Consider the following 22,784-nt stretch of genomic DNA (forward strand, 5'->3'; position numbering starts at 1 on the left):
GATGTCACCATTGAAGTTCTCATCTGGCGTGATGGTGAAGCTGCCGTCATCATTAGCAACGACTGTTGCATCACCGTCAACCGTTAGGCTGCTAGCTGTTAGGTCATCGCCTTCTACGTCAGAAGCTTGCGATAGAAGCTGCTCTTGGCTTAGACGAATCGAACCGTCTTCGTCGATTGAGTACGCTAAATCGCCTGACACAGGCGCATCATCTACGGCAGTTACGCTTACGTCGATGTTTGCTGACACCGTATCGGTACCGTCAGACACATCAAAACCGAAGTTTACGTCGCCATTGAAGTTCTCATTCGGAGCAAAGGTGTACGTACCATTACCGTTATCAGTAAGAATACCGTCGCCACCATCGTAGGTCACACCTTCAACTGTAAGGTTGTCACCTTCGATGTCTGTAGCACCTGTTAACAGGTCTGCATCGGTGAAGATGAGCGTGCCATCTTCTTCAACGCTGAACTGTTGATCTTGAGGGACTGGCAGGTCGTTAACTGGGTTAACCGTTAGGTCAGCTGATGCTTGAACCGTATTGGTGCCATCTGAGATATCGAAACTGATATCGATGTCACCATTGAAGTTCTCATCTGGCGTAATCGTGAAACTGCCATCATCGTTTTGAGTAACGGTTGCATCACCGCCAACCGTTAGGCCGCTAGCAGTCAGGTCATCGCCTTCCACGTCAGAGGCTTGAGAAAGCAGCTGCTCTTGGCTTAGACGAATCGAACCGTCTTCATCGATTGAGTACGCTAAATCGCCTGACACAGGTGCATCATCAACGGCAGTTACACTCACATCGATGTTTGCTGACACCGTATCGGTGCCGTCAGACACATCAAAACCGAAGTTTACGTCGCCATTGAAGTTTTCATTCGGCGCAAAGGTGTAAGTCCCGTTGCCGTTGTCGGTCAAGATACCGTCGCCACCATCGTAGGTCACACCTTCAACCGTTAGGTTGTCACCTTCAATGTCTGTCGCACCAGAAAGGAGGTCAGCGTCGGTGAATACAAGAGTTCCGTCTTCCTCGATTTCAAACGTTTTATCTTCAGGAACAGGCGCGTCATTAATCGGGCGTACCGTTAAATCAATTGCGCTGCTAATCGTTTCTTGGCCGTCACTGATGTCGAAAGTAAGGTCAAGTTCACCATTAAAATCAGCTGAAGGAACAACGGTGAAAGTACCATCACCATTGTCTTGAACTGTTGCATCATCACCAACTTGAACGTTAGAAGCAACAAGCTCGTCCCCATCTACATCACTTGCGTATTCGAGTAATTGTTCTTGAGTGAATGTTATGGAGCCATCTTCATCCATGATGTAAGCCAGATCTTGTTCAGCTTCTGGCGCATCATTTTCACTTTCCACTTTGATTTTAAACGTTTCGCTTACCGTTTCAGAATCAAAGTCATCCTCTACTTCGCTAATGGTCTCTTCGTCAGAAGCTTGAACATCAACTGCAAACGTCTCTTCTACTGTTTGTGAATCTAGCTCATCACCAACTTGTTGGTCACCCGACTCTGAAGATGTCGCACTCGGCGCTGCTGAAGTACGCGCAGCTTGGCCTTGTTCTTCATTACCTTCAGCATCTGCTCCACCTGTCGCAGACTCTGCGTTATCGCCACCTACTGCTTGAGCGCCAGCACCTGCTCCGCCACCACTGCCAGCAGCATTGTCCGAGCCAGCTTCCGAAGCCGCACCACCGACTACATTGGATTGAGCTGCATCAGAATCTCCATCGCTTTCTGGCGTCTCTTCTTGAACAGCCGCACCAGAAGCCGACGCATCTTCAGCATTACCTGCGCCACTCGGATTGTCTTCTAAAGCCTGATTAACCTCGTCGGCCGCATCCGTGTTTTCAGCACCCGTCGCTATTGTCGACGCAATCGTATTTTGTTGATTTTGTTGATTCTGCTGTTGGGAGGGCGTACCCGCGTCGTTCGTGTCCGTTTGTTCTACCGCGTCATTGAGATCTTCATTTTGGTTGTTTTGGTTATTTTCGCCTGCCATTACAGCCTCCGTTGCTACTAGCTAACTGATCGTATTTAGAGGCATTAAAGGACACCATTTTGAAAAACCAAGTTTTTATACAACATTTTTCATAATTTCTTTTTAAAGAGAAAGAATCAAAAAAAATTTGAAAACTGCCTTTAAAGATCCTTAGTTATTGTGATTAAAGCAATTAAGGGAGTGGAGCGATGATAGACATGACGAATTTGTTGCGCTCGGTCGACAACAACCACAAAGGGCTGCAATTGCTATTAGGCGACTTTTACAATGACTTTTCTGACGCAGCCCTAAATATAGAAGCGCTTCATAAAGGTAATCGTTTTGATGAACTCAACAGTTACTCAAAACGATTGAAGACCATCTTAACGTTGCTTTGCGACCAAGACCTTCCGCCAAAAATGGCCAAATTGGAACACTTGAGTAGACACGAGTTTCCTGCGCCGGAAGATCTAATAGAGGATGTAAAAACTGAATTGCACAACGTCAATCGACAAATCAACCACTTGTTGGATATTAAGGAAGTAATAGATGGCAAGTAACCGAGGTCAGTCATGAGCAATAACCAAATAGAACATCACCTCCGAAAAGCACTCGTTTCCAATAACGAGGCTTCTAAGGTCACAGCTGATGACACTATTGTGCTTGCTAGTGCCATGACCAGCGTTCACAAAACGTTGCTCATTATATTCTTGCTCGCTTTGGTCGCTATTGCGGTGGCGTCACAAGCACGTATCGATATTGTTGTTTCTGTACGTGGAGAACTGCTATTGGAATCGGATGTTGAGAAAGTTCAACATTTAGAAGGCGGGATATTAGAAGAATTGTTAGTCAGAAAAGGGGAAGTCGTTTATGAGGGCCAACCTATCGCTCGAATACGCTCACTTGACCGTAACACTCAACTTGATACCGTCAATACTGAAATTATTCAGATAGAGCTCGATAAGATTCGTTATGAAAGCTTACGCGACATGATAGAGCCTAACTTCGACGCTTTCATTGAGAAATACCCTGAGCAAGTTCAGGTCAACATGAATACCTGGAGACAAGAATTCTCTAAAAACCGTTCAAATGAAGAACTCATTACACACGATATTAAGCACAAGAACTCGTTGATCAGTTCAATGTTAAAGCGTCGCAAAAGTTCAGAGAATCAACTCTCTCTGATACGTAAGCAGCTCAACATCAAAAACACCCTCTATAAAGAAGAGATGGCGTCTTATGTCGACGTTCTTAACATGAAAGTACAAGAGTCGAATATGGTGCGTGAGATTGAGAACCTTGACGAATCTGTGATGAATGAGCGTTTCCAACTCGACAAACTGGAAAAGCAACACCGTGACTTGGTTGAGAATCGAAACTCTGAGTACCAAGCACAAATCATTCAAGCGAACAAAGACCTCAAGCTAAAGCGAATCTTACAACCGCAGCATTCCGACAAGGTTGATCGCCTAGTCGTCTACTCGCCAGTCGATGGTGTGGTCGATAAACTTCACTTCAATTTCCGTTCTGCTGTGATTCCGCCAGGAGAAAGTATCGCCGATATTGCCCCAATAAATAATTCGTTACACGGTGAAGCGAAGATCCCACGTAAAGACATGGGATTTGTCGAAATTGGTCAGGCAGTGAAAGTAAAAATGGATACCTATAACTTTGCAAAATACGGGTTTGTTGAGGGAACCATCGCCTCAATCAGCCGTTCATCATACGAAGAAGAAGACGCTGAATTCTATTTAGCTGAGATTGAAATTGACCGAAACTTTCTTGAACGAGGAGGCACTCAATACAAGTTATCACCTTACATGGAGTTTACCGCTGATGTGAAAACAGGCTCGCGTCGCGTGATCGAATACGCTGCGAAACCGGTGATGTCAGCCATCGAGGATGCTTTCGATGAGAGATAATCAATGAGCGGTAAACCTTCGTACAATATTTCCATACCCGCCCTACGTCTAAGCATACTATTTAGCGTGGTATTGGCTGCGCTCGCTTTCTATTTATACTTTTCTTGGTCAAAAATAGATTCAGTCGCACAAGTGCAAAGCGCCCCACTGCTCATACAAGCCCAGAAGCTTAATCAGACCATAGAACAAGATATTCAAACTCTGCAACAGTGTTTAAGTACCAACACTTGCGGCACTAACGAATTCAACCTGGTTAACTTGAAGCTTGAAATTGATGAATTTCGCTCTTTAGCCTCGTTGAACAAAACCGAGTTCAGCTTGGTTGGGGCAACTGAATACACACAACTGGAATTGGCGATTAATCGTTTCTCCGATAGCGCAAAAACACGTAACGACGTATTAGGCTTGTACCTTTCATTGACCAATAACTATCTGCAGATGGACGACAACTATCGCACCATGTTTAACAACCATGCAAATGACTTAATGTCAGAAAAAAACGAGTTCTTTATCTGGTTGTTTATGGTGGTCGTGATATTGGCTGTGATTACGATTCTATCCAACTCAGTTGCTATGTTGAAGCTAAAGAAATCCAGTTCTAACGAACGCGAAATCGACTATGAATTCGATGCCCTGTATCAAGAGCTGAAGCAGCTAGATTTACAACGTCTTGAAGAGCTTCTTAATGAAGTTAGCATCAACCCCAAGCAGCGTCAGATTTACTCTCATCTCAAACTTATTTTCAGTAAATTAGAAGACCAAAAGCGCAATAACGATCTCTACAAACAGTTGTATGCGCTGATCGGTTATGAGATTCGCGGAATTACAAACACCATCAACGGTGGCGTCCAATATCTGGTTCAAGAAACCGATGAAAACGGCGTGTTGATGGCGAACGATATTACCTCTGCGTGTAGCACACTATCTGAGTTAGCAGAAAACTATAATCGCTTGATATCACAGGGTACGGAAAGCAAGTCGAAAGAGTTCTCTTTACTGAGTGTGTTATCTGAATTAATGATTCATATCAGTGCCAAAGTACAACGTAATGAAAGCCAACTTGACTGTTTTATCTCTGACAACTTACCCAATCGTGTAGAAGGTCAATCCACCAGCTTGTTCTGGATATTGTTCCTGCAGCTTTCCAATGCCATTCAACTCAAATCAAATAAGAAACTGTTTGTAACGATTGAATCGGGTGCGGCTTCAGACATGGAAAATACCCGTGTCACCATCAACCTCAACTTCTTATCAACACTGGATGTTTCTGTTGCCAAGCTCAACAAACTCCATTGGAGCGCACACAAAGACCATACAGCCAGCACAGATGACTTAGCGAAAAGCGTTCTGAAGGATTACGGATATTACGAGAGCCACTGGTTCCAGTCAGGGGCTCAGGAACGTTTTCAGATCGAGCTTGATCTTAAGGCTAAGAACTTCCACACAGAGAAAACTCGCTTTGATGGCAAGCGTTTACTCTTGTGTGCTAATACTCAAGTTCGCATCGATGTGATGAAGAAAATGCTCAGTAACTTGGGGCTTGATATCACCGAGATTCGCACTGCAAATGAGCTTTTCTCAGCGGCGAAAACGTTCGGTGATTACGATGCGATTATGCTCACCGATACCTTTGAACCCAACAAGCTGCCGTCGTTGAGCAAGACGGTGAAATCTCAGCTTAAGAACCACCCAAATACCAAGTTACTGTTGTCAGTGACCAACACTCAGCAAGCACAAGAGTGTCATAGCTTCGTCGACAAAATCATCAACGCTCCTGCTATCCCTTACGAGTTCATTCCAAACCTACTCACCATTATGGAAGCGGAAGCATCGGAAGAACAGATGGAAAACAGCTCATTCCTTATCGTAGAGGATGACCGAGTTCAACAAATTTTACTGAAACGAATCTTGACCAAACAAGAATATGAACCAGACATGGTTGGCGATGGCGCCGATGCCGTGAAGCACTTTATGAACAAGCGTTCTGACATCATCTTCATGGATTGCATCATGCCGGGTATGGGTGGCATCGAAGCCACAAAACGCATTCGCCAATTCGAACAAGAAAACGAGAAAAACCCTTGTACCATCATAGGTGCAACCGCATTGACCAGCAGTAACGAACACCAGGCTTGTATTGAGGCCGGAATGGATTACGTAATCAGCAAACCTTATAAAAGCGACCAAATCATCAAGGTGATCAACAAGTATGTGGCGGTACAAAAACTTAACTAGCAGCATCATAGCTGCGCTTACATTAAGCACGACACCTTCAGCATCGGCGACTACCCTGCTTGAGGCGGTAGAACTCGGTCTGCAGAACAGCCTTTCTCTTCGGGCGAGTGATAAAGGGGTCGAAGAGAACGAGTACAACATTGGTATCAGCCGCTCAAAATTTCTTCCTTCCCTCAATGGTGCTGCCGATACCACATGGAATGAAAATGAAACCTTGCTATCAAGTGTGCCTGATGAAACTTCAAGCTATAACTCGAACAGCTACAGCCTTTCCCTTTCTCAATCGATCTTCAATCTGGGCGATATTTTCAAATATGGGACGGCAAAGCTCGACTTCAACATTGAAGAGATTAAACACGAGAACAAAATCCAAAGCACTATTTCAGAAATCGGCTCTCAATACTTTGAGTATTTGAAAAACAACGCACAAATTAAAGCGACCAAGGTAGAGCTTAAGTCGTCTGAGACGCGTGAACATCAAATGCGACGCAATGTGGAACTCGGCAATACAGCCGCCAGTGAGCTTTACGAAGTGATTGCTCAGAAAGAAGGTGTGTCGAATCGATTGAGAACCTTGCAGAAAGACCGTCGCGTCATTCTCAACGGGCTATCGATTCAGATTCAATACCCTATCACTCCGTCTCAAGATATCTACGAAAGTGTGCCTTTAAAAGAGATAAACGAAACCGAACAACGATCAATCATGGATCAAGCGTTAAAGCTCAACAACGACTTGTTAGTGGCTAAGAAAAACGTCGAGAGAAGCCGCAGAAGCTTAAAAGAGAGCGGTTCGAACTTCTTACCGACCGTATCGCTTTCAGCCAGCTATCGACACGATGACGCCAATAACTTCGACAAAACCGACATTACAGCGACAGGCGAAAGTAACTCAACCAGTGTTGGGTTAAACCTAGCAGTTCCTATCTTGTCTGGTGGCTCTGATTACTACGGCTATCAAAAATCATCGACGGCCATCGAACGTACTGAGCTGCTTTACCAAGATTCGCTTTACACCACACGTAACAGTGTGAATACCTCCGTGCTCAACATTAACGATTTCTCGCAGTCTATAAGCAGTTACGAAAACATCATTCGCGCCAACTACGCGTCTTATAAAGGGATCCAAAGAGCCTACCAATTGGGCACGCGTACTATCACCGACTTGCTGGCGGCAGAAAGTAAACTATTCAGCGCCTTAAGAGACTACGAAAGCGCACGATACGACTACATCATCGAGACCATCAAGCTTGAGCAAATTAAGGGAATACTCTCAATTCAATCTATCGAAAGCGTGATGCAATTAATGAGCGATATTGAGGGACGAGACAATCAAGATTTGGTGCCTAAACATCTTCTCTCAACGGAGTCGTTGAGGAAAGGAGGTCGCAATGCAAACTGAGCAGTTTTCGCAAAAGATCAACATGGCAGATAAGTGTTATCTGACTTTCTCAACGATAATATCGACCCTGTTTGGTTTGGTACTGCCCTTCTCCATTCTGATCATTTTTGACCGAGTGTTACCCAACCAAGCACAAGATACTCTGTTCTTATTGTTCGCGATTATCTTGATTTCTATCTTCCTCGACTATCACTTAAAAAATCAGGAAGAGAAGATTTCCTCTGTCATCATGAGGCAGTTTGAGACCAACTTAACCAATAAGGTATTTCAATCCATCTGTTTGGCGGAAATCTCTAAGTTCCGACGTTTGGAGCCAGGCGAATACCTAGAACGAATCTCAACCATTCCTGAATTGAAAACCTTCTTTGGTGGCGAATCGGTTCGAGCGCTTATCAACCTTGCCGTCAGCGTGATCACTATCCTCATCATAGGACTCATCAACATATGGGCTGGCATTATCCTTCTGATTGCCTCTGTCATCTTGGCTATTTTTGCGTGGAGCCTTTCCAAACAAAAGATTGGTAGTTTGCAGAATAAGTCAGACATCGAAGGGTTAACTACCTCCAAAATCATTGAGATCATCTCTAGCCCGCTTGATATCAAAGCTCGAAATATGGAATACCGCGTTGAAAGCCTGATGACACAAATGGTCGAAGAGCGCGAAGTTGAGAACATCAAATATGAGCAAATCGAGTCGAACTTTGGCTTGATTTTGGCGCTCATCCAACAGCTATCCATTGCTTGCGTTGTTGTGGTACTGGCAACGGCCGTTATCAATATGGAATCTAGCCAAGGCATCATGGCCGCGATCATCATGCTAACCAACCGTTATTTTGCGCCTTACCAACAAGTGATGCGCACCGCGAGCCGTTGGGAGTTAAACAAACTCCATATTCAGCGTATCGTTGACCTCCTTGAATTGGCCGCCTCTGTTAAACACCAACATGAAACAACAGAAGTAGAACGTATCTCGGTTAAGTATTCTGAAAAGCAGCGTATCGAGTTCGAACTCGGACAAGCCTATTTGCTGACAGGGAAAAGTGGTTCAGGTAAGACCCACCTCGCTAACTGTATTACGCGTCAGAACAGTGATAGCAAACTAGATATCATGATTAACGACACGCCTTTGGATGACGTCAATTACAACGTTTGGCGTAACAGTGTTCTGATGGTTGATAAGACCAGTTCGTTCGTAGAAGGGACGATTATCGATAACCTCACCTGTTTCCGCCCAAGCTTGAATAACACGGCGTTTGCACTGTGTGAAACCATGAACATCAAAGCCCAAATTGATGGGCTTCCTGCCGGTTTTTATACAGAACTCAAAGGCCATATGCGTAACCCATTCTCACGCCAAGTTGGCTACGCCCTATTATTAGTTCGCGCCCTGCTCGCCAGTAAGCGCGTATTGATATTTGATGACATCGACTGTGTGTTTGATGAGGAATTTGCACGAATGGTTCTCACCAGTACGGCTTATCGAGCCAACGACAAAATCTTGATCATCGCCAGTAATAAAATGGACAAGCTTAACCATCGCCTCAAACGCGTAAAACTTACCGGAGGTGACCAATGAGTATCTTAGTCGACTTCAATAATGTACCGCAACGTGTCTTGGATTTTGAATCCAGCGGATACGACGAACGTTACAGTCAATCGCCACTTATCCGCGGTTTGGCCTACACCTTGATAGCACTCGAATGGGAAGGCACACCCGCGATACTCAGCGATGCTTTTATTCCGAAACACAAAGACAGCGACAGCTTTACAGCAACCATAGAGCGTCTTGGGTATCGCTGTGATGTGACCAAATTAAAGACACTCGAGAATATAGATAAACACCCTCAGCCATGCTTTATTGAAATAGAGAATCTAAGTGCGATTTTCTTAGGCACCAAAGATGGAAAGTTGCTGCTGTTTGATTACACGAACAACAACACCATTGAATACCCAATGTGCAAAAAGCCCTGTTTGCTGATTGCGATTAGCGAATATTCTCGTCTGTTCCGCGAGCCACCTCCAGAATCGCAAGACAGAAGCAATTGGATTAAATACGCTTTCTATCGTTATAACAATGAACTTAAAAGCCTGATCATTCTCAGCTTCGTCATCAGTATTCTCGGTGCATTGCAGCCATTCTTTATTATGAGTGTATATAACTTCGCACTGACTTCGAGCTCCGAAGCCACACTCTATTGGCTAACCTTATTCGCCATTATTGTCGGCTTCTCTGAATACTTCTTTAAGAAAATGCGGGTCAACATCATTGCCACTTCCGGTAAAGACCTCGCCGTGCACATCTCGCAAGCCGTTATATCTAAGTTGCTTTGGCTACCCTATGCGATGACATCTACTGCTGGGGTCTCTTCTCAGCTAGCACGTTTGAAAGATATCGATACCTTCCGACGCTTGGTGACTGCCGAATCGACGCTCAGCTATTTTGATATGCCGTTTGTGATCGTATTTATCATCGCCATTGCTCTGATGTCTGGTACAGCGGCATTAGTGGTGATGGGTGGTTTAATCCTGATGTTAGTGTTCTGTATTTACTCTCGCTATATCTACTCGCAAGCCACATCCAAAAGTTCGCGCGCCAATGCGATGGTCTCGTATCAATGGAACGAAATCCTTCGTGGTATCAAAACAATCCAAGGCCTGCCTTTACTTCGTGTCGTTCAATCTCGATTCAGTGCATCGCATATGCAAAGCACCAGCGATGCAGAGAACGTTGCCGTGACTAACAGTAAGATTCAGGCCGCTGGCGGTAGTTTGATCCAAGTGATTGGCACAGCAAGTATCGTGACCGCGGTAATCGGCGTGATGGAAGGTACTTCTGATGCGGGTGCCATGCTCGCAACCGTTATTTTGGTTTGGAAAGCGTTAGGCCCAATCATGGGTATCTATAACTCAATTTCCAAGTTCCAATCGATCAAGGCTTCATCAGCACAGATAAACAACCTGATGTCGATGAATGACGACAAATTGACCTTAGAAAAAAGCCCACCTATTCGCCTGTTCCAAGGAAGCATTGTGGGCAGCGGAGTCAGTCACCGATATGCAGGAGCCGCAACGGGTTTAACTAACTTGGGGTTCAAAATCCCACCCAGTGCCAAAGTGGTCATTTGTGGCCCTACGGGCTGCGGTAAAACCACCTTAATTTCAATCATTGCTGGGCTAGAAGACCGCTATCAAGGCGCTGTATCTGTCGATGGTTACAACATTAAACAGTTCAATAGCTACCGTTATCGCACGTCGATTAACTACATCCCTTTCAATTTGCATATTTTTGAAGGCTCACTTGAGACCAACTTCATTTTACACAACGGACTGATTCCAACAGACAAGATGCAAGAGATGATCAGCTTCTTCGAATTAGATGAATGGCTTCCGGAAGGCTTGGCTACTCAGTTAAGCGTGGATAAATGCAAAAGTCTTCCGAATGGAATTCAACAAAAACTGCGTCTGGCACTTGGCCTAGGTAACTGTGAGCAATCTCTGATTATCATTGATGAACCGTTCAACGGTGCAGAGCAAGAAAACGCTCAATACTTTAATCGCCTGTTCTCCGATAAATTGTTGAATAAGACCGTGATTTTTTCTACTAACGACCCAGGTTTGATCGCAACATCAAACATGAGTTTAGTGTTAGAGCCGGATGGAAATTTGAAATATTTTGGCTTAACAGACAAATACTTAAACAGCTTAAGCTAAAACCTCAACGCTTAATCACAATTCGCTATTTAGGGAAATGGATATAATTGACAAATTCATAAGCGAGAGGGATGATTCGCCCCAATACCACAGGTAACAAGGAAGAATATGTACACATTCGTTGCAGACAAGCTTGATGTAGCTTACTTATCCGCAATTCCTGAAAACCACCAACTTCAGGAGTGCGATGTACCTGAAGAAGAGATGGAGCTTCGAGAGATCGTTGAGGTTTGGTATGAGTCTGCCTTCCTACCCGCTTTCAATCTTCAGAAAATAGACATTGAGAACAAAGCAGAGCTCACCATCGTACAAATGCACGTATTCAGCAATGATACGAGCACACTCGCCTTCCTACTAAAAAACAGAGTGTATCGCGCCGCACTTAACAGAATGCTCGGTATTTGGACATTAGAACCCTCTGCAAAAACCGTATTAGAGCAACTTCTTTTCGAATTAAGCCTCGATAACAATCGTCCTCATTAGTAAGCTTTTTAAGTGATTCATCAATAAGCATAAAATTAAACAAACTGCCAAACGCTATAAATTACTAATAAAAGAACGCATTTCAAAATAAGCTCTGGAATCACAAGAACTTATACCTCTCCCACACTTACGTAAAATTTACCGTTTCAAAGTTTCCATATCGGCATTTTTATTCTACTGTTTTTATATAACGACAGTTGGATGGATCCTTATATGGCGATTACGGTTTGGAATAACCTTTCAGTCAAACATAAACTCTTTGGCTTAGTTCTACTTCCCATTTCATTATTACTCTTCCTAGCAGGTAGACAGGCTTATATATTAACGACTCAGTTAACCGATTTTGAACGAACAAATCACTTATCTGTCTATCTTCAAGATATTTCTATTTTGTATAGAAGTACCTTAACCTCTAGCCCTGAAGAGTTTGCTACTCAAAGCAACCAAGTAAAGGCAGAACTTAAAAACCTGTCTCCCATCATTTTTTTAGACGCATCTGATGAAATGAATCAACTTGTTGCCGATTTCAGCGAAGCGACCTTATCGACGATGCAAGTGACTGACACTTACGATAAATTGGATGCCCTCGAATGGCAGAGCGATTTATACAAGCAACTGTTACTTGAAGTAGAGAAAGTCCCTTTTGAAAACACTAAACGTGAAATTCAACAGCACCTCACTGCCCTTCAACAACTTGAGTGGTTGATGTTTTGGTCGAACGAAGAGTTCAAGCTTGGTAGTTCACTGATTGAGATCTTCCAAATCAGCCAAGAGTACGACCCAGAACTCGCCGAACAGATCAAAACCTTGAGTGAAAGACAGCAATTGTTCTTAGAGCGCTTTGTTTCATTGAACGCCAACGAACATCAAGTTTCTTTGATGGTTGAAGTGTTTCGAAATGATGTGTTTGCTCAAAGCCAAGAGATAAGAAGCGCGCTACTCGACCTAAATACAATCAGCCAACTGACGCCACAAGAAGTGTCTGTCGGCTTAGAAGCGATGAGCGCACGGCTCAACTTATTACAAAGCCTTGGCGGCGTAATCAAGCAAGAGTTTCAACAAGAAGTTGAGCAAGCCATCTATGACGCGCAAATACAACGAACCCTGTTTATTTCAATCGTCGCTTTGCTGGCAGCGATTGTTATGGGTTTAACTCTTAGCTTGGCGAGACAAGTCACTAACAACCTTAATTTGGTGTTAGCTTTCTTAAAAAGCGAAAATGATGACACGCGCCCTTCTTTAGATAAATTAATCCAAGGTAAAGATGAACTCAGTCTGTTTGCTCAGCAAGTTGAACGATTGACCATCGAACGAGAGCTCGCGAAAGAGAGATTGACGGTAGCAAAAGAAGACGCAGAGAGAGCCAAAGAGGATGCCGAACACGCGAAAGACCACGCAATACAAGCCAGCAAAGCAAAAAGTAGCTTCTTGGCCAACATGTCTCATGAAATTCGCACCCCGCTCAATGGTGTTATTGGTATTTCGGAAATCCTCGCAGATACGCCGCTTACACCGACACAACGTGACTATGTTGATACGATCGAAACTTCATCCCAACTGCTCCTTAGCTTAATCAACGATATCTTAGACTTCTCTAAAATTGAGTCTGGCATGCTATTAATCAGCCCGCATTCTGCATCGATTAGAGAGTCGATATACGACATCGCCTCTATTGTGGCACCAAAAGCGAAAGAACAAAGAATATCGATTAACGTTGATATCAGCCCAGATACACCAGCACGCGTGATGATAGACGATCACCGTTTAAGACAGATCTTGATGAACTTTATGTCGAATGCTGTGAAGTTTACGGCTGAAGGTGGCGTCACATTATCAATTCAAACGCTCAACAAAGCAGATAACAATGCCACCATTCGATTTGCTGTACGAGATACGGGTATTGGTATCGATTCACTGCAACAAAAACAGATATTTGAACCGTTCGCTCAAGAAGACGATTCAACCACACGTCAATTTGGTGGTACTGGTCTTGGTCTAGCCATCAGTACACAGTTGGTAGAGCTGATGGGTGGTCAAATTCAACTCGACTCCGTCAAAGGTGAAGGAAGCTGTTTCTACTTCGACTTGGTATTGCCTGTTGACTTGATACTGCCAAAACCAAGTACAGCAACGGCTGATATTTATGTGCTGGGTAACGAAAACATGCTCTCCGAGCGAATAGAGTCCGACCTTAACCTTTATGGTTTGAAGGTTACCGATAAAACGAATGATATAACGGCAATTACAGAGCAGCTCTCCACTCAAAAACACACTAAACCTATTACTGTTGTTTTCGCCGAAGATGACGCATTCCTAGCTAATACCCACGCAGATAACTTAGAAAAGCTGCACCAAAACGGCATCACTATCTGTTTGATACGTTCCTTCTTAAGTGAGCCAGCGGATCTTGGTGACAGCGTTACTGCACAAGTCGCACAGCCCCTACTCGGCTTGCGTTTAATTAAAGCTATTGAGCTTTGTGATACTCGAGGTTTGGCGGAACTATCAGAAGCAAGCCAGACATCAGTCGAGATCCAACACAAAATCCTCATCGTTGAAGACAACAAGATCAACCAAAAAATTGCTGGTCTTCATGTCGGTAAAAGTGGTTTTGAATTCGAGTTCGCTAATAATGGTCAAGAAGCTGTGGACATGTTCACCGCTAATCCTCATTACGCGGTGATACTCATGGACTGCATGATGCCGGTTATGGATGGCTTTGATGCAACAAGCAACATCCGAAGAATTGAAAAAGAAACAGAAGCGACGCGACGCATCCCTATCATTGCATTGACCGCCAGTGTCATCGATGACGATATTCAGAGGTGTTTCGACGTTGGTATGGATGACTATGCACCAAAACCATTCAAGTTCGAAATGCTTAAAGAGAAAGTACTCACCGCGGTAGAAGCTATGCCACTACCAGCTTCCTATAAAGCTCAACCTAAGAAACAACCTGCAACTGTCACTCCAATTATCAACGGGGCTGCGACCAAACGTACTTTGCCTGAAGAAGCGGAACAAAACGCAATTCCGAGCAAATCAGAGAGAATATTGCTAGTCGAAGACAACCGCGTCAATCAAAAAGTAGCTTCTATCATGCTGAAGAAGGCCGGATATGCCTTTGAAATTGCAGACAACGGACAAATTGCCGTTGATATGTACCAGAACGACAGTAGCTTCGACATTATTTTGATGGATTGCATGATGCCTGTTATGGACGGTTTCACGGCAACTAAGGAGATTCGAGAACACGAGAAAAACCAAGGCTTAAGCAAAACTCCTATTATCGCGTTAACCGCTAGTGTTATCGATGATGATATTCAAAAGTGCTTTGATTCCGGAATGGATGGATACGTAGCGAAGCCCGTAAGAAAAGAAAAGCTATTCCATCAAATAGAAAGTGCGACTTGTTAGGAGATACCTCATGGATTGGATTAGAACAATAAAAACACTTCCCCGCAGAGTCATGTTGCCAGTCGCGGTAGGGCTATTAGGAAGCTTGCTTTTTCTAAGCCCTGCTCACGCCGCTGAAGATTATGCCATATTTTCTTTAGACTCCGGATTTGAAGAGATATCAATAAACAAAGCGCGAAAGCTCTATAGAGGGAAAACTAAGCACCTCAATGGCAAACGTGTTGAACTGTCTGATTGGCCTGAGAACAGTGCCGAAAGAGAGGACTTTTATCAGCTTTTGCTTGGAAAAAATGCCGCTCAAATGAATGCACACTGGGCTGGTTTATCTTTTTCAGGAAAAGCGCGTTATCCAAGAGAAATCAAAACGGCGTCAACCGACAGCTTAGTCGACTGGCTTGATGACAAACCAAACCGTATTGGTTACTCCCCACTCTCTTCGGTTCCTCAAAATGCCAACGTTCTCTACGTTATAAGTTCGGAGAAATAATATGAAAAGAATAATTACGTCAGTGTTATGTGCCTCAATGGCCTCTCCGGCTTTTGCGAATATCGAACTTACCGATAATTTATCCTTGAGTGGCTTTGGCTCAACGTCTTGGGCAACATCGGATAACGATAATCCATTAATCATCAACCGCGGTTTTACTGATGAGAGCTGTTACGACTGTGATACCACATTTGGTGTTCAACTCGATTACTTCTACAACTCATTCAAAGCTTCCGTGCAAGTTGTCAAGCCACCCCAATATGATTGGAGTGAGCCGCAGCTAGAGTGGGCTTACTTAGGTTATGAATTTAATGACTTTGATGTCAGCATTGGTCGATTACGACTGCCACTGTTCCTTGCCTCTGAGTACTACTATGTAGGCCAAGCCTATATGACCGCGAGGCCACCTACAGAGGTGTATAACAGCGTTCTCGGAATCACAGCTTTCAATGGCATAAAAGTGAGCTGGACTCACGATGTCAGTGACGAAGCTACTCTTTTACTTACTCCGTTTATCGGCATAAAAGATAAAAATGACGTAGATTTCAACTCGACTACAAAACTGGAATTTGAAACCAATCGCATGCTCGGCGCAAATCTGCAGCTAAGCGGTGATAGCTACCGTTGGAATTTATCTTTCCTAGATTCAAATTTCGATCAGATTGTTATCACAACAATTCCCGGAGTACCGACCCCATTCAGAACTGAGCAAGATAACCAGCATATACAACTTTGGTCATTAGGAGCAGAATACGAACTGGGTCAATTTGTTTTGACAAGTGAAGGACAGATCAGTGACATCTCGTCCTCGATGTACGCTAGTTTGGGCTACAGACTAGATTTATTCACTCCATACGTCGTTTACGGAGCAGAGTTTGATTCTCACGAACACCTAACAGGAAACAGCTACCTAATTGGTGTGGATTACGATGTGTTACCTAACGTCTCCATCAATGGCGAAGTGCAATATTTTGAGGCTCGTAAAGCAAACGGTGCCTTTGTTGAGAATTTCAATGCACTTACTGGTTTTGATGACAAAGATGCCGTCCTTTATACGATCATGTTGAGTTTCGTCTTCTAACCCAAATCCTTTTCCAATTACGCCAGACGAAACTGGCGAAGAGTTTATGGTAAGTGCAACGAATCCATATGTAAGCAGCACTGGGTATTCGGTACTCAAGCAAGGAGGTAATGCAGTCGATGCAATGGTGGCGATGCAGATGACAATGTCGGTGGTTGAACCGGATATGACTGGGATTGGCGGCGGTACTTTTGCGCTGTTTTACCAAAAAGACAAAGACCAAGATTGATCGCACCAAACCTTATGACCCAACGGGTTTGCTCGTCGAAAAGAAAACCTACGCCGAAATGTTAGTACCAGAGTTCATGCAGCTCGGTTATCCGGTGCATGTCATTCCAGTCGTCAGTGGCTTGAATGCCATTGAAGTCAAAGATGGCAAGATCTATGGCGCGACCGACAGACGCCGTGCATCAAGCTCTATGGGTGAATAATAAAACGAAATGGGCAAGTAACAGGCTTGCCCTTATTTTGTCTTTAGTTACTTGAACCTCGTCTAAGCAGTTCATGGATGCGAAAAAGCCAGTCGAACGTGTCGACTGGCTTTTCATTATAGGCTTCGCTAATTACTCATTAGGATATTATGAGCTTGGCGCTACTCGTTTATCTTTCAACTGATCAATAACATAGTCAGGAGCTACTTTACCTAGCTCACCTAAGCAATCATCGGTCTTTTCATTTCCGTAGCGCACATAGATATCGCATACCGCGTATAGCTGCTCTGGAGAACCAGAGATCAAATATGCTTTCTCGAACGATTTAGTCGACTTGTCGATATCCAACTCTTCTTGTAATACCCCATTTAGGTACCAGTAGTAGCTGTTATCTTTCGCTAGCTTCGCAGCCACTTCAATCTCTTTGGCTGCCGCAGTTTTGTCTTCAAGGCGAACCAGAGTCAACGATTTCGAATAATGCAGAGCGGCGTTGTTTGGCACGCTCTCCAAACCACGATCTAATACTTCGACTGCTTGCTTATCTTTGTTCTGAGCTCGAAAATTATCTGCGTAGCTCAACCAAACTTGCGCTTCTTTTGGATGCGTATTGATCAGCTCTAGATAAACCGTTTCCGCCTTATCCCAGTCATTGTGCCAACGAAGCACATCAGCAAACAGTAATTGGTACTTTTCAGATTCTTGCGTTTCCAAGAAGCTAATAAGCTCTGTGACTGGTGGTTCAATTTGTGCTTTCTGCTCGTCATCCAATGCATTGAAGTCACGGACTAGGTTTGACGTTGCCGTATGGCGAACCATGGTATCGCTGTCTTTTAGCAAGGGTGAAACTAACGCCCAGCGATGTTCAAGTTGGTAAGGTTCAGAACCGATAACCGCCGCTTCACGAACTTCAGGGTTTTGATCTTTTAAGCCTCTTACCACCGCCACCAGCGCATTTTGGCTTGGATATGAAGCAAGCTCTTGCAGTGCACCAGTACGATTTTCAACAGATTGATTCTGATCTTGTGCCATGTAAGACAACTGTTGAATGCGGGTTTGAGTGTCCGTCATTTCAAGCACTTGATTGATATTTTGTGCTGGCGCGTCAACCGTTTGTTGTACGCTATTCGCAGCCATCGCAGACGTTGAAATTAATGCGGACGTTGAAATCAATAAAGCAACAGCCGTCGCTAAACTCTTCTTCATCATAGTATTACCTTAAACTGGAGAACTTAGCCTGTCCTTAGACTCGTATCTGATTAAATTTTTCTTGGACCTGTTGATCCAAAGAACGAGTTAAAACTTGGTCTCGAACGTGGCTTGTTGCGCCTGTTTTGCTCGGTGCGCCATCAATACTGAGTCGCTGAATTTACCATGAGCCACTGGGTGCCCCATTGCACGAGCGATGTACGCCATCGACTTATCGACATGAGAAAAGAACTTATGCCAACCTGCACATAAGTAGTTCAAGCCCGGTTCGCCTGCACGAGTTTTGATAAAGCGGTTCTTAGGGCACTCACCATGACAAGCGAACTTGTAATCACACTGCTGACATTGACTGGTCAGTGTGCGGGATTTAGCAAAACCAAACTTTTGCTGTGGTGCGCTGTACGCCAAATCATCAAGTTTCTCGTGATGAATATTACCAATCTTGTATTCAGGGTAAACATAATGGTCGCATGAGAAAACATCGCCATTTGACTCCATTGCTAAGCCCTTTCCGCATATCTCGTTCAAGGTACACAGTGGGTTCGGACGCCCAATCCATGTTTCTACGCTCGCTTCAAAATACTGAACAAACACCTTACCGATGTCGTTCTTAGCCCACTCATCAAATACAGAAATAAGGAAATTACCCCAAGCCAAATCCGACACACACCACGATTCCATGATCGAATCTTTATGGCCGGGGATCAGGCGTTTGTCGCCTTGTTTGAGCTGTTCGCTCACTTGGGATGTTTGGGGTGCAACCGTTCGGAACGTTTTCTGTTCAACGATAGGAATAAACTGCATTTGCGGTGACTTCACAACATCACGTAGGAAGCGATAGACCTCAAGTGCATTTTGACTGGTGAGGTTATTCACACAGGTAAGCGTTGCGAACTTCACTTGGTGTTTGTGCAGCAGCTCCACAGCCGCCATCACTTGTTTGAATGTGCCACGGCCAGCTCTGTTAACACGATAGGCATTGTGCAGCATTTCGGGACCATCAATACTCAAACCGATCAGGAAGTTGTTCTTCACAAGAAACTCCGCCCAATCATCATTCAGCAAGGTACCATTGGTTTGTAAATCGTTTGAAATCAATACACCTTCAGGTTGGTACTTTTTCTGTAGCTCAACCACGCGTTCAAAATACGCCAAACCTAGCATTGTCGGTTCACCGCCCTGCCATGAGAAGATAATTTCTGGCGTGTTTTGACCTTCGATGTATTGTCGGATGTAGGTTTCTAACGTCTCATCATCCATTCTTGGAGAACTGCCTTTCTTGTACTCCAACAAATCTTGCTTACTTAGGTAGTAACAATATTTACAGTCAATGTTGCATGCTGCGCCAATCGGCTTAGCCATGACATGCAAGCGCTTAGACGCTTTACCGTTATATTGTGGACCTTGAGTAATATGCATGATTTACCTACCTATTTTAGTATTCTGGACCCATCATAATTCCTATTCGAACAGGTGACATGTTATACCCTTTATAACCAATAGGAATGACCTTAAACGTTAGAATTAGACCCTATTTCGAACATCTGAGGCACGTGATGAAATTTCTTAATTACAAACAGTTAGCAACAATTAGCAGCGTCACCATGACTATCCTTCTGAGTGGCTGTGCAAGCGTGCCTACACACCCCATCGCCCAACAAATTGACCAAGAGATGGTGTTGGTTGAAGGCGGCACATTCACCATGGGGTCGAACGGTCCAGAAGCGACCAAAGCAGAGCGTCCTGCACGTAATGTAACTGTAGATAGTTTCTATATTGCGAAGTTCGAGGTGACTCAAGAATTGTTCGAATCGGTGATGGGTTCATCTCTCAGTTATTTCCAAAACCCACAAGTTCCGGTCAATAACCTTAGTTGGCAGCAAGCAAACTATTTTGTTGAGCAGTTGAATGAATTAACGGGTGAAGAATACCGTCTGCCTACTGAAGCTGAATGGGAATTTGCAGCCAAAGGTGGCAATAAAAGTAAAGGCTATACTTACAGTGGTTCCAATAACTTAGATGATGTTGCGTGGTACTCAGCAAATTCTAAAAATAGCGCACATCCAGTCGGGCTAAAGAAACCAAATGAACTAGGCTTATATGACATGACAGGAAACGTGGGCGAGTTTGTTATCGATGCCTTCGATGACACCTTCTACCGATTCGGTCCAACAGACAACCCTAACAACGCAAAACACAGCGACGTCGGTTTATCACACAAATCGGTTCGCGGTGGCAGCTTTGCTTATGACGAAAATGAATCTGAAAGTTACCGTCGTGACTTCGCAAGCCAATCGATCACTATGTCAGATATGGGGCTGCGTTTAGTTAAGGATGTGAACTAGCTAACGAAGCGAACTAACTAAAGATGCCGAAGGTTATGGTTCACTAATCGTCACCAACAATACTAAAAATACGATTCGCACTGCACACACGTTACAAATCTGGCCAAACGTTGGAAACCTGACCAAACGTTGGAAACCTGACCAAACATTAGAACTCAGCGGCAACAGTGAATAAGGAAACTCTATGCAATACACCAAGCTTTCAGGACTAACCCTCGCGTTACTCTGCGCTCTCCCAGCTTCAGCTGAGGAAAAGCCAAATCTAGTCCTTCAAATCACGGTAGATGGCCTGCGCGCAGATCTAATCGAACGATATAAGCACAACTTCGGTGAAGGCGGTTTCCGGTACTTAATGGATGATGGTACCTACTACACCAACGCAAACTACCAACATGGCAACACGGAAACGATCGTGGGCCATGTGTCGCTTGCAACAGGTGCTCCACCGAGCGTACACGGCATGGTAGGTAACGTTTGGTATGACCGTAGCGAAGAACGTTTGGTGTATAACGTAGAAGACGGTAACTACCAAATGCTGACCTCTGGTGCAGGTGTCGATAAAGCAACAGAGATCGACCCAACGCAGAAGACAGCACAAGGCGATGGCCGCTCTCCAGAGCCAATACTCTCCACCACGTTTGGTGACGAACTGACGATTTCCAATAGTGGCAAATCAAAAGTATTCGGTGTATCAGTGAAAGACCGCGGCGCAATCTCATTGGCAGGACACAGTGGTAAAGCCTTCTGGTTCTCCAAAGCACAATCGGAGTTTGTCACCAGTAACTATTACTATGACGAGTATCCAGATTGGGTATCACGCTGGAACGAGAAAGCGATTGCTGCTCAGTATTCCAAACAGAAATGGGAGCTCTCATTACCGCGTGATAAGTACACGTTGCAAGAACACGATACCGAACACAAAGTGAAACTCGGTGACTTCCAACGCACCTTCCCTCATCCTTATGGCCCGGCAAGTTACAAGTACTACAGCACAACGCTAACCGTCAGCCCTGCTGGTGACGAAATCACGGAAAACTTCGCTAGCACCTTGTTGATGCAAGAGAAGCTTGGCCAAGGCGACGTGACCGATTATCTGTCAGTGAGTTTCTCATCAAATGACTACGTGGTGCACCTTTACGGCCCTGAAAGCCTAGAAACAGAAGACAACCTTATCCGACTTGATAAGACTCTCGCTAAGCTTTTCAAAACCGTGGATAACCAAGTCGGGCTAGAAAACACATTGATTGTGCTGTCTGCCGACCACGGTGTACCTGAATCTTCACCTGCGGCAAATGCGCTTGGTTTCAATCAAGCTCAATACTTCAATAAAGACACACTACTCTCGAGTGGTGTTGAGAAACGATTGAAGGATGAATTTGGTTTAACCAAAGACGCGATTCGCTTGTACGCACAACCTTACATCTATCTGAATCATGATCTGATCGCTGAGAAGAAGCTTGATCTGGCTAAGGTCCAAGAAGCTATTGCGGATGAAATTGCAAAAGTGAAAGGTGTTGCGTTTGCTGTATCAAGTAGTGACATTGCGGCTAACCGAGTACCGGATACGCATGTGATGCAGCTAATTAAAAACAACTACCACCCTGCTCGTTCTGGCGACGTGTACGTAGTATTTGCACCGCGCAGCTACATTAACGACATGGAAGGCCTCCAAATTGCCTCTACACATGGTTCTCCGTGGAAATACGACACTCATGTGCCTGTGATCTTTGCAGGCTACGACGTTGAAGCTAAGAAGGTATCGCGAGCAGTGACGCCATATGACATTGCGCCAACGCTTTCGAACAAACTGGGTATCACCCAACCAAGCGGGTCAATCGGAGAAGTGCTGCAAGAGATCACTGAGTAGACTCAATCTCTAAGGTTTCGTGAGCTAGATTTCGAATCCAGCACCCACTCAATAAAAGAGCCGTTTATCTGTTTCTGACTCACTAGGTCGAAACAAATAAGGTTCATCGCGCATTAGCGGGAACTAAAAACAAAAACGGTAGTAAGTGACATGGTTTAGTCGCCAAACAAAAATCATACACAAACTACCGTTTTCATGCCGAATC

16 protein-coding genes and 1 pseudogene are annotated in these 22,784 nt (G+C 44.4%); 14 read left to right on the forward strand and 3 right to left on the reverse strand.

Translation table 11 applies throughout. The annotated features are described in order from the left end of the window. Nucleotides 1–2,016, reverse strand: a 2,016-nt coding sequence (locus tag AB6D93_RS03670) for a tandem-95 repeat protein (protein WP_372159155.1), incomplete at its 3' end; no start/stop codon positions are given. A gap of 188 nt (nt 2,017–2,204) precedes the next feature. Here AB6D93_RS03670 and AB6D93_RS03675 point away from each other — a divergent pair. From AB6D93_RS03675 to AB6D93_RS03730, 12 genes and pseudogenes are all read left to right on the forward strand, one after another. Further along, complete coding sequence (locus AB6D93_RS03675) at nt 2,205–2,555, forward strand: hypothetical protein (protein ID WP_065584860.1); 351 nt, start codon at nt 2,205–2,207, stop codon at nt 2,553–2,555. A 12-nt stretch (nt 2,556–2,567) separates the two neighbouring features. After that, on the forward strand, nt 2,568–3,917 hold the full coding sequence (locus AB6D93_RS03680) for an HlyD family type I secretion periplasmic adaptor subunit (protein ID WP_017060459.1): 1,350 nt from the start codon (nt 2,568–2,570) through the stop codon (nt 3,915–3,917). 3 nt (nt 3,918–3,920) lie between these two features. Next, on the forward strand, nt 3,921–6,152 hold the full coding sequence (locus AB6D93_RS03685) for a response regulator (RefSeq protein WP_102332850.1): 2,232 nt from the start codon (nt 3,921–3,923) through the stop codon (nt 6,150–6,152). Further along, nucleotides 6,127–7,551 carry a TolC family protein gene (locus tag AB6D93_RS03690; protein ID WP_017064679.1) on the forward strand — a complete coding sequence of 475 codons (1,425 nt, stop codon included), beginning with the start codon at nt 6,127–6,129 and terminating at the stop codon, nt 7,549–7,551. The genes AB6D93_RS03685 and AB6D93_RS03690 overlap by 26 nt, the downstream gene beginning before the upstream one ends. Further along, nucleotides 7,541–9,127, forward strand: coding sequence for an ABC transporter transmembrane domain-containing protein (locus tag AB6D93_RS03695; RefSeq protein WP_102332851.1), 1,587 nt, complete (start codon nt 7,541–7,543; stop codon nt 9,125–9,127). Before AB6D93_RS03690 ends, AB6D93_RS03695 begins: the two co-directional genes overlap by 11 nt. Then, nucleotides 9,124–11,262: an ATP-binding cassette domain-containing protein gene (locus AB6D93_RS03700; protein ID WP_017064681.1), complete on the forward strand. Its 2,139-nt coding sequence runs from the start codon at nt 9,124–9,126 to the stop codon at nt 11,260–11,262. Before AB6D93_RS03695 ends, AB6D93_RS03700 begins: the two co-directional genes overlap by 4 nt. A gap of 108 nt (nt 11,263–11,370) precedes the next feature. Next, the gene (locus AB6D93_RS03705) at nt 11,371–11,745 is read left to right on the forward strand and encodes a hypothetical protein (protein WP_017060464.1); all 375 of its coding nucleotides are present in this window, start codon (nt 11,371–11,373) and stop codon (nt 11,743–11,745) included. 213 nt (nt 11,746–11,958) lie between these two features. Then, the gene (locus AB6D93_RS03710; RefSeq protein WP_102332852.1) at nt 11,959–15,162 is read left to right on the forward strand and encodes a response regulator; all 3,204 of its coding nucleotides are present in this window, start codon (nt 11,959–11,961) and stop codon (nt 15,160–15,162) included. A 10-nt stretch (nt 15,163–15,172) separates the two neighbouring features. Beyond that, complete coding sequence (locus AB6D93_RS03715; RefSeq protein ID WP_017060466.1) at nt 15,173–15,649, forward strand: hypothetical protein; 477 nt, start codon at nt 15,173–15,175, stop codon at nt 15,647–15,649. A 1-nt stretch (nt 15,650) separates the two neighbouring features. Continuing rightward, nucleotides 15,651–16,730, forward strand: a complete 1,080-nt coding sequence (locus AB6D93_RS03720) for a sulfate ABC transporter permease (protein ID WP_102332853.1) — start codon at nt 15,651–15,653, stop codon at nt 16,728–16,730. 145 nt (nt 16,731–16,875) lie between these two features. Next, a complete protein-coding gene (locus AB6D93_RS03725) occupies nt 16,876–16,959 on the forward strand; it encodes a hypothetical protein (RefSeq protein WP_371726260.1) in 84 nt (27 codons plus the stop codon). Continuing rightward, nucleotides 16,949–17,161: pseudogene (locus tag AB6D93_RS03730) on the forward strand (gamma-glutamyltransferase); the annotation flags it as partial. The gene AB6D93_RS03725 and the pseudogene AB6D93_RS03730, both read left to right, overlap by 11 nt. 147 nt (nt 17,162–17,308) lie before the next feature. Here AB6D93_RS03730 and AB6D93_RS03735 read toward each other — a convergent pair. Further along, nucleotides 17,309–18,367 carry a HEAT repeat domain-containing protein gene (locus AB6D93_RS03735; protein WP_102332854.1) on the reverse strand — a complete coding sequence of 353 codons (1,059 nt, stop codon included), beginning with the start codon at nt 18,365–18,367 and terminating at the stop codon, nt 17,309–17,311. A gap of 87 nt (nt 18,368–18,454) precedes the next feature. Then, entirely contained in the window at nt 18,455–19,786 is a 1,332-nt protein-coding gene (locus AB6D93_RS03740; RefSeq protein WP_102332855.1) for an anaerobic sulfatase maturase, read from the reverse strand. Nucleotides 19,787–19,923: 137 nt separating this feature from the next. On the opposite strand from AB6D93_RS03740, the gene AB6D93_RS03745 reads away from it, so the two are divergent. Then, nucleotides 19,924–20,712, forward strand: a complete 789-nt coding sequence (locus AB6D93_RS03745) for an SUMF1/EgtB/PvdO family nonheme iron enzyme (RefSeq protein WP_017060470.1) — start codon at nt 19,924–19,926, stop codon at nt 20,710–20,712. Between the two features lie 184 nt (nt 20,713–20,896). Then, nucleotides 20,897–22,579 (forward strand): alkaline phosphatase family protein, encoded by a 1,683-nt coding sequence (locus tag AB6D93_RS03750; protein WP_102332856.1) that lies wholly within the window; start codon nt 20,897–20,899, stop codon nt 22,577–22,579. Nucleotides 22,580–22,784: the final 205 nt, after the last annotated feature.

It is taken from the genome of Vibrio sp. 10N.247.310.23, from assembly GCF_041467155.1.
In the GTDB taxonomy this organism is placed as follows: domain Bacteria; phylum Pseudomonadota; class Gammaproteobacteria; order Enterobacterales; family Vibrionaceae; genus Vibrio; species Vibrio crassostreae_C.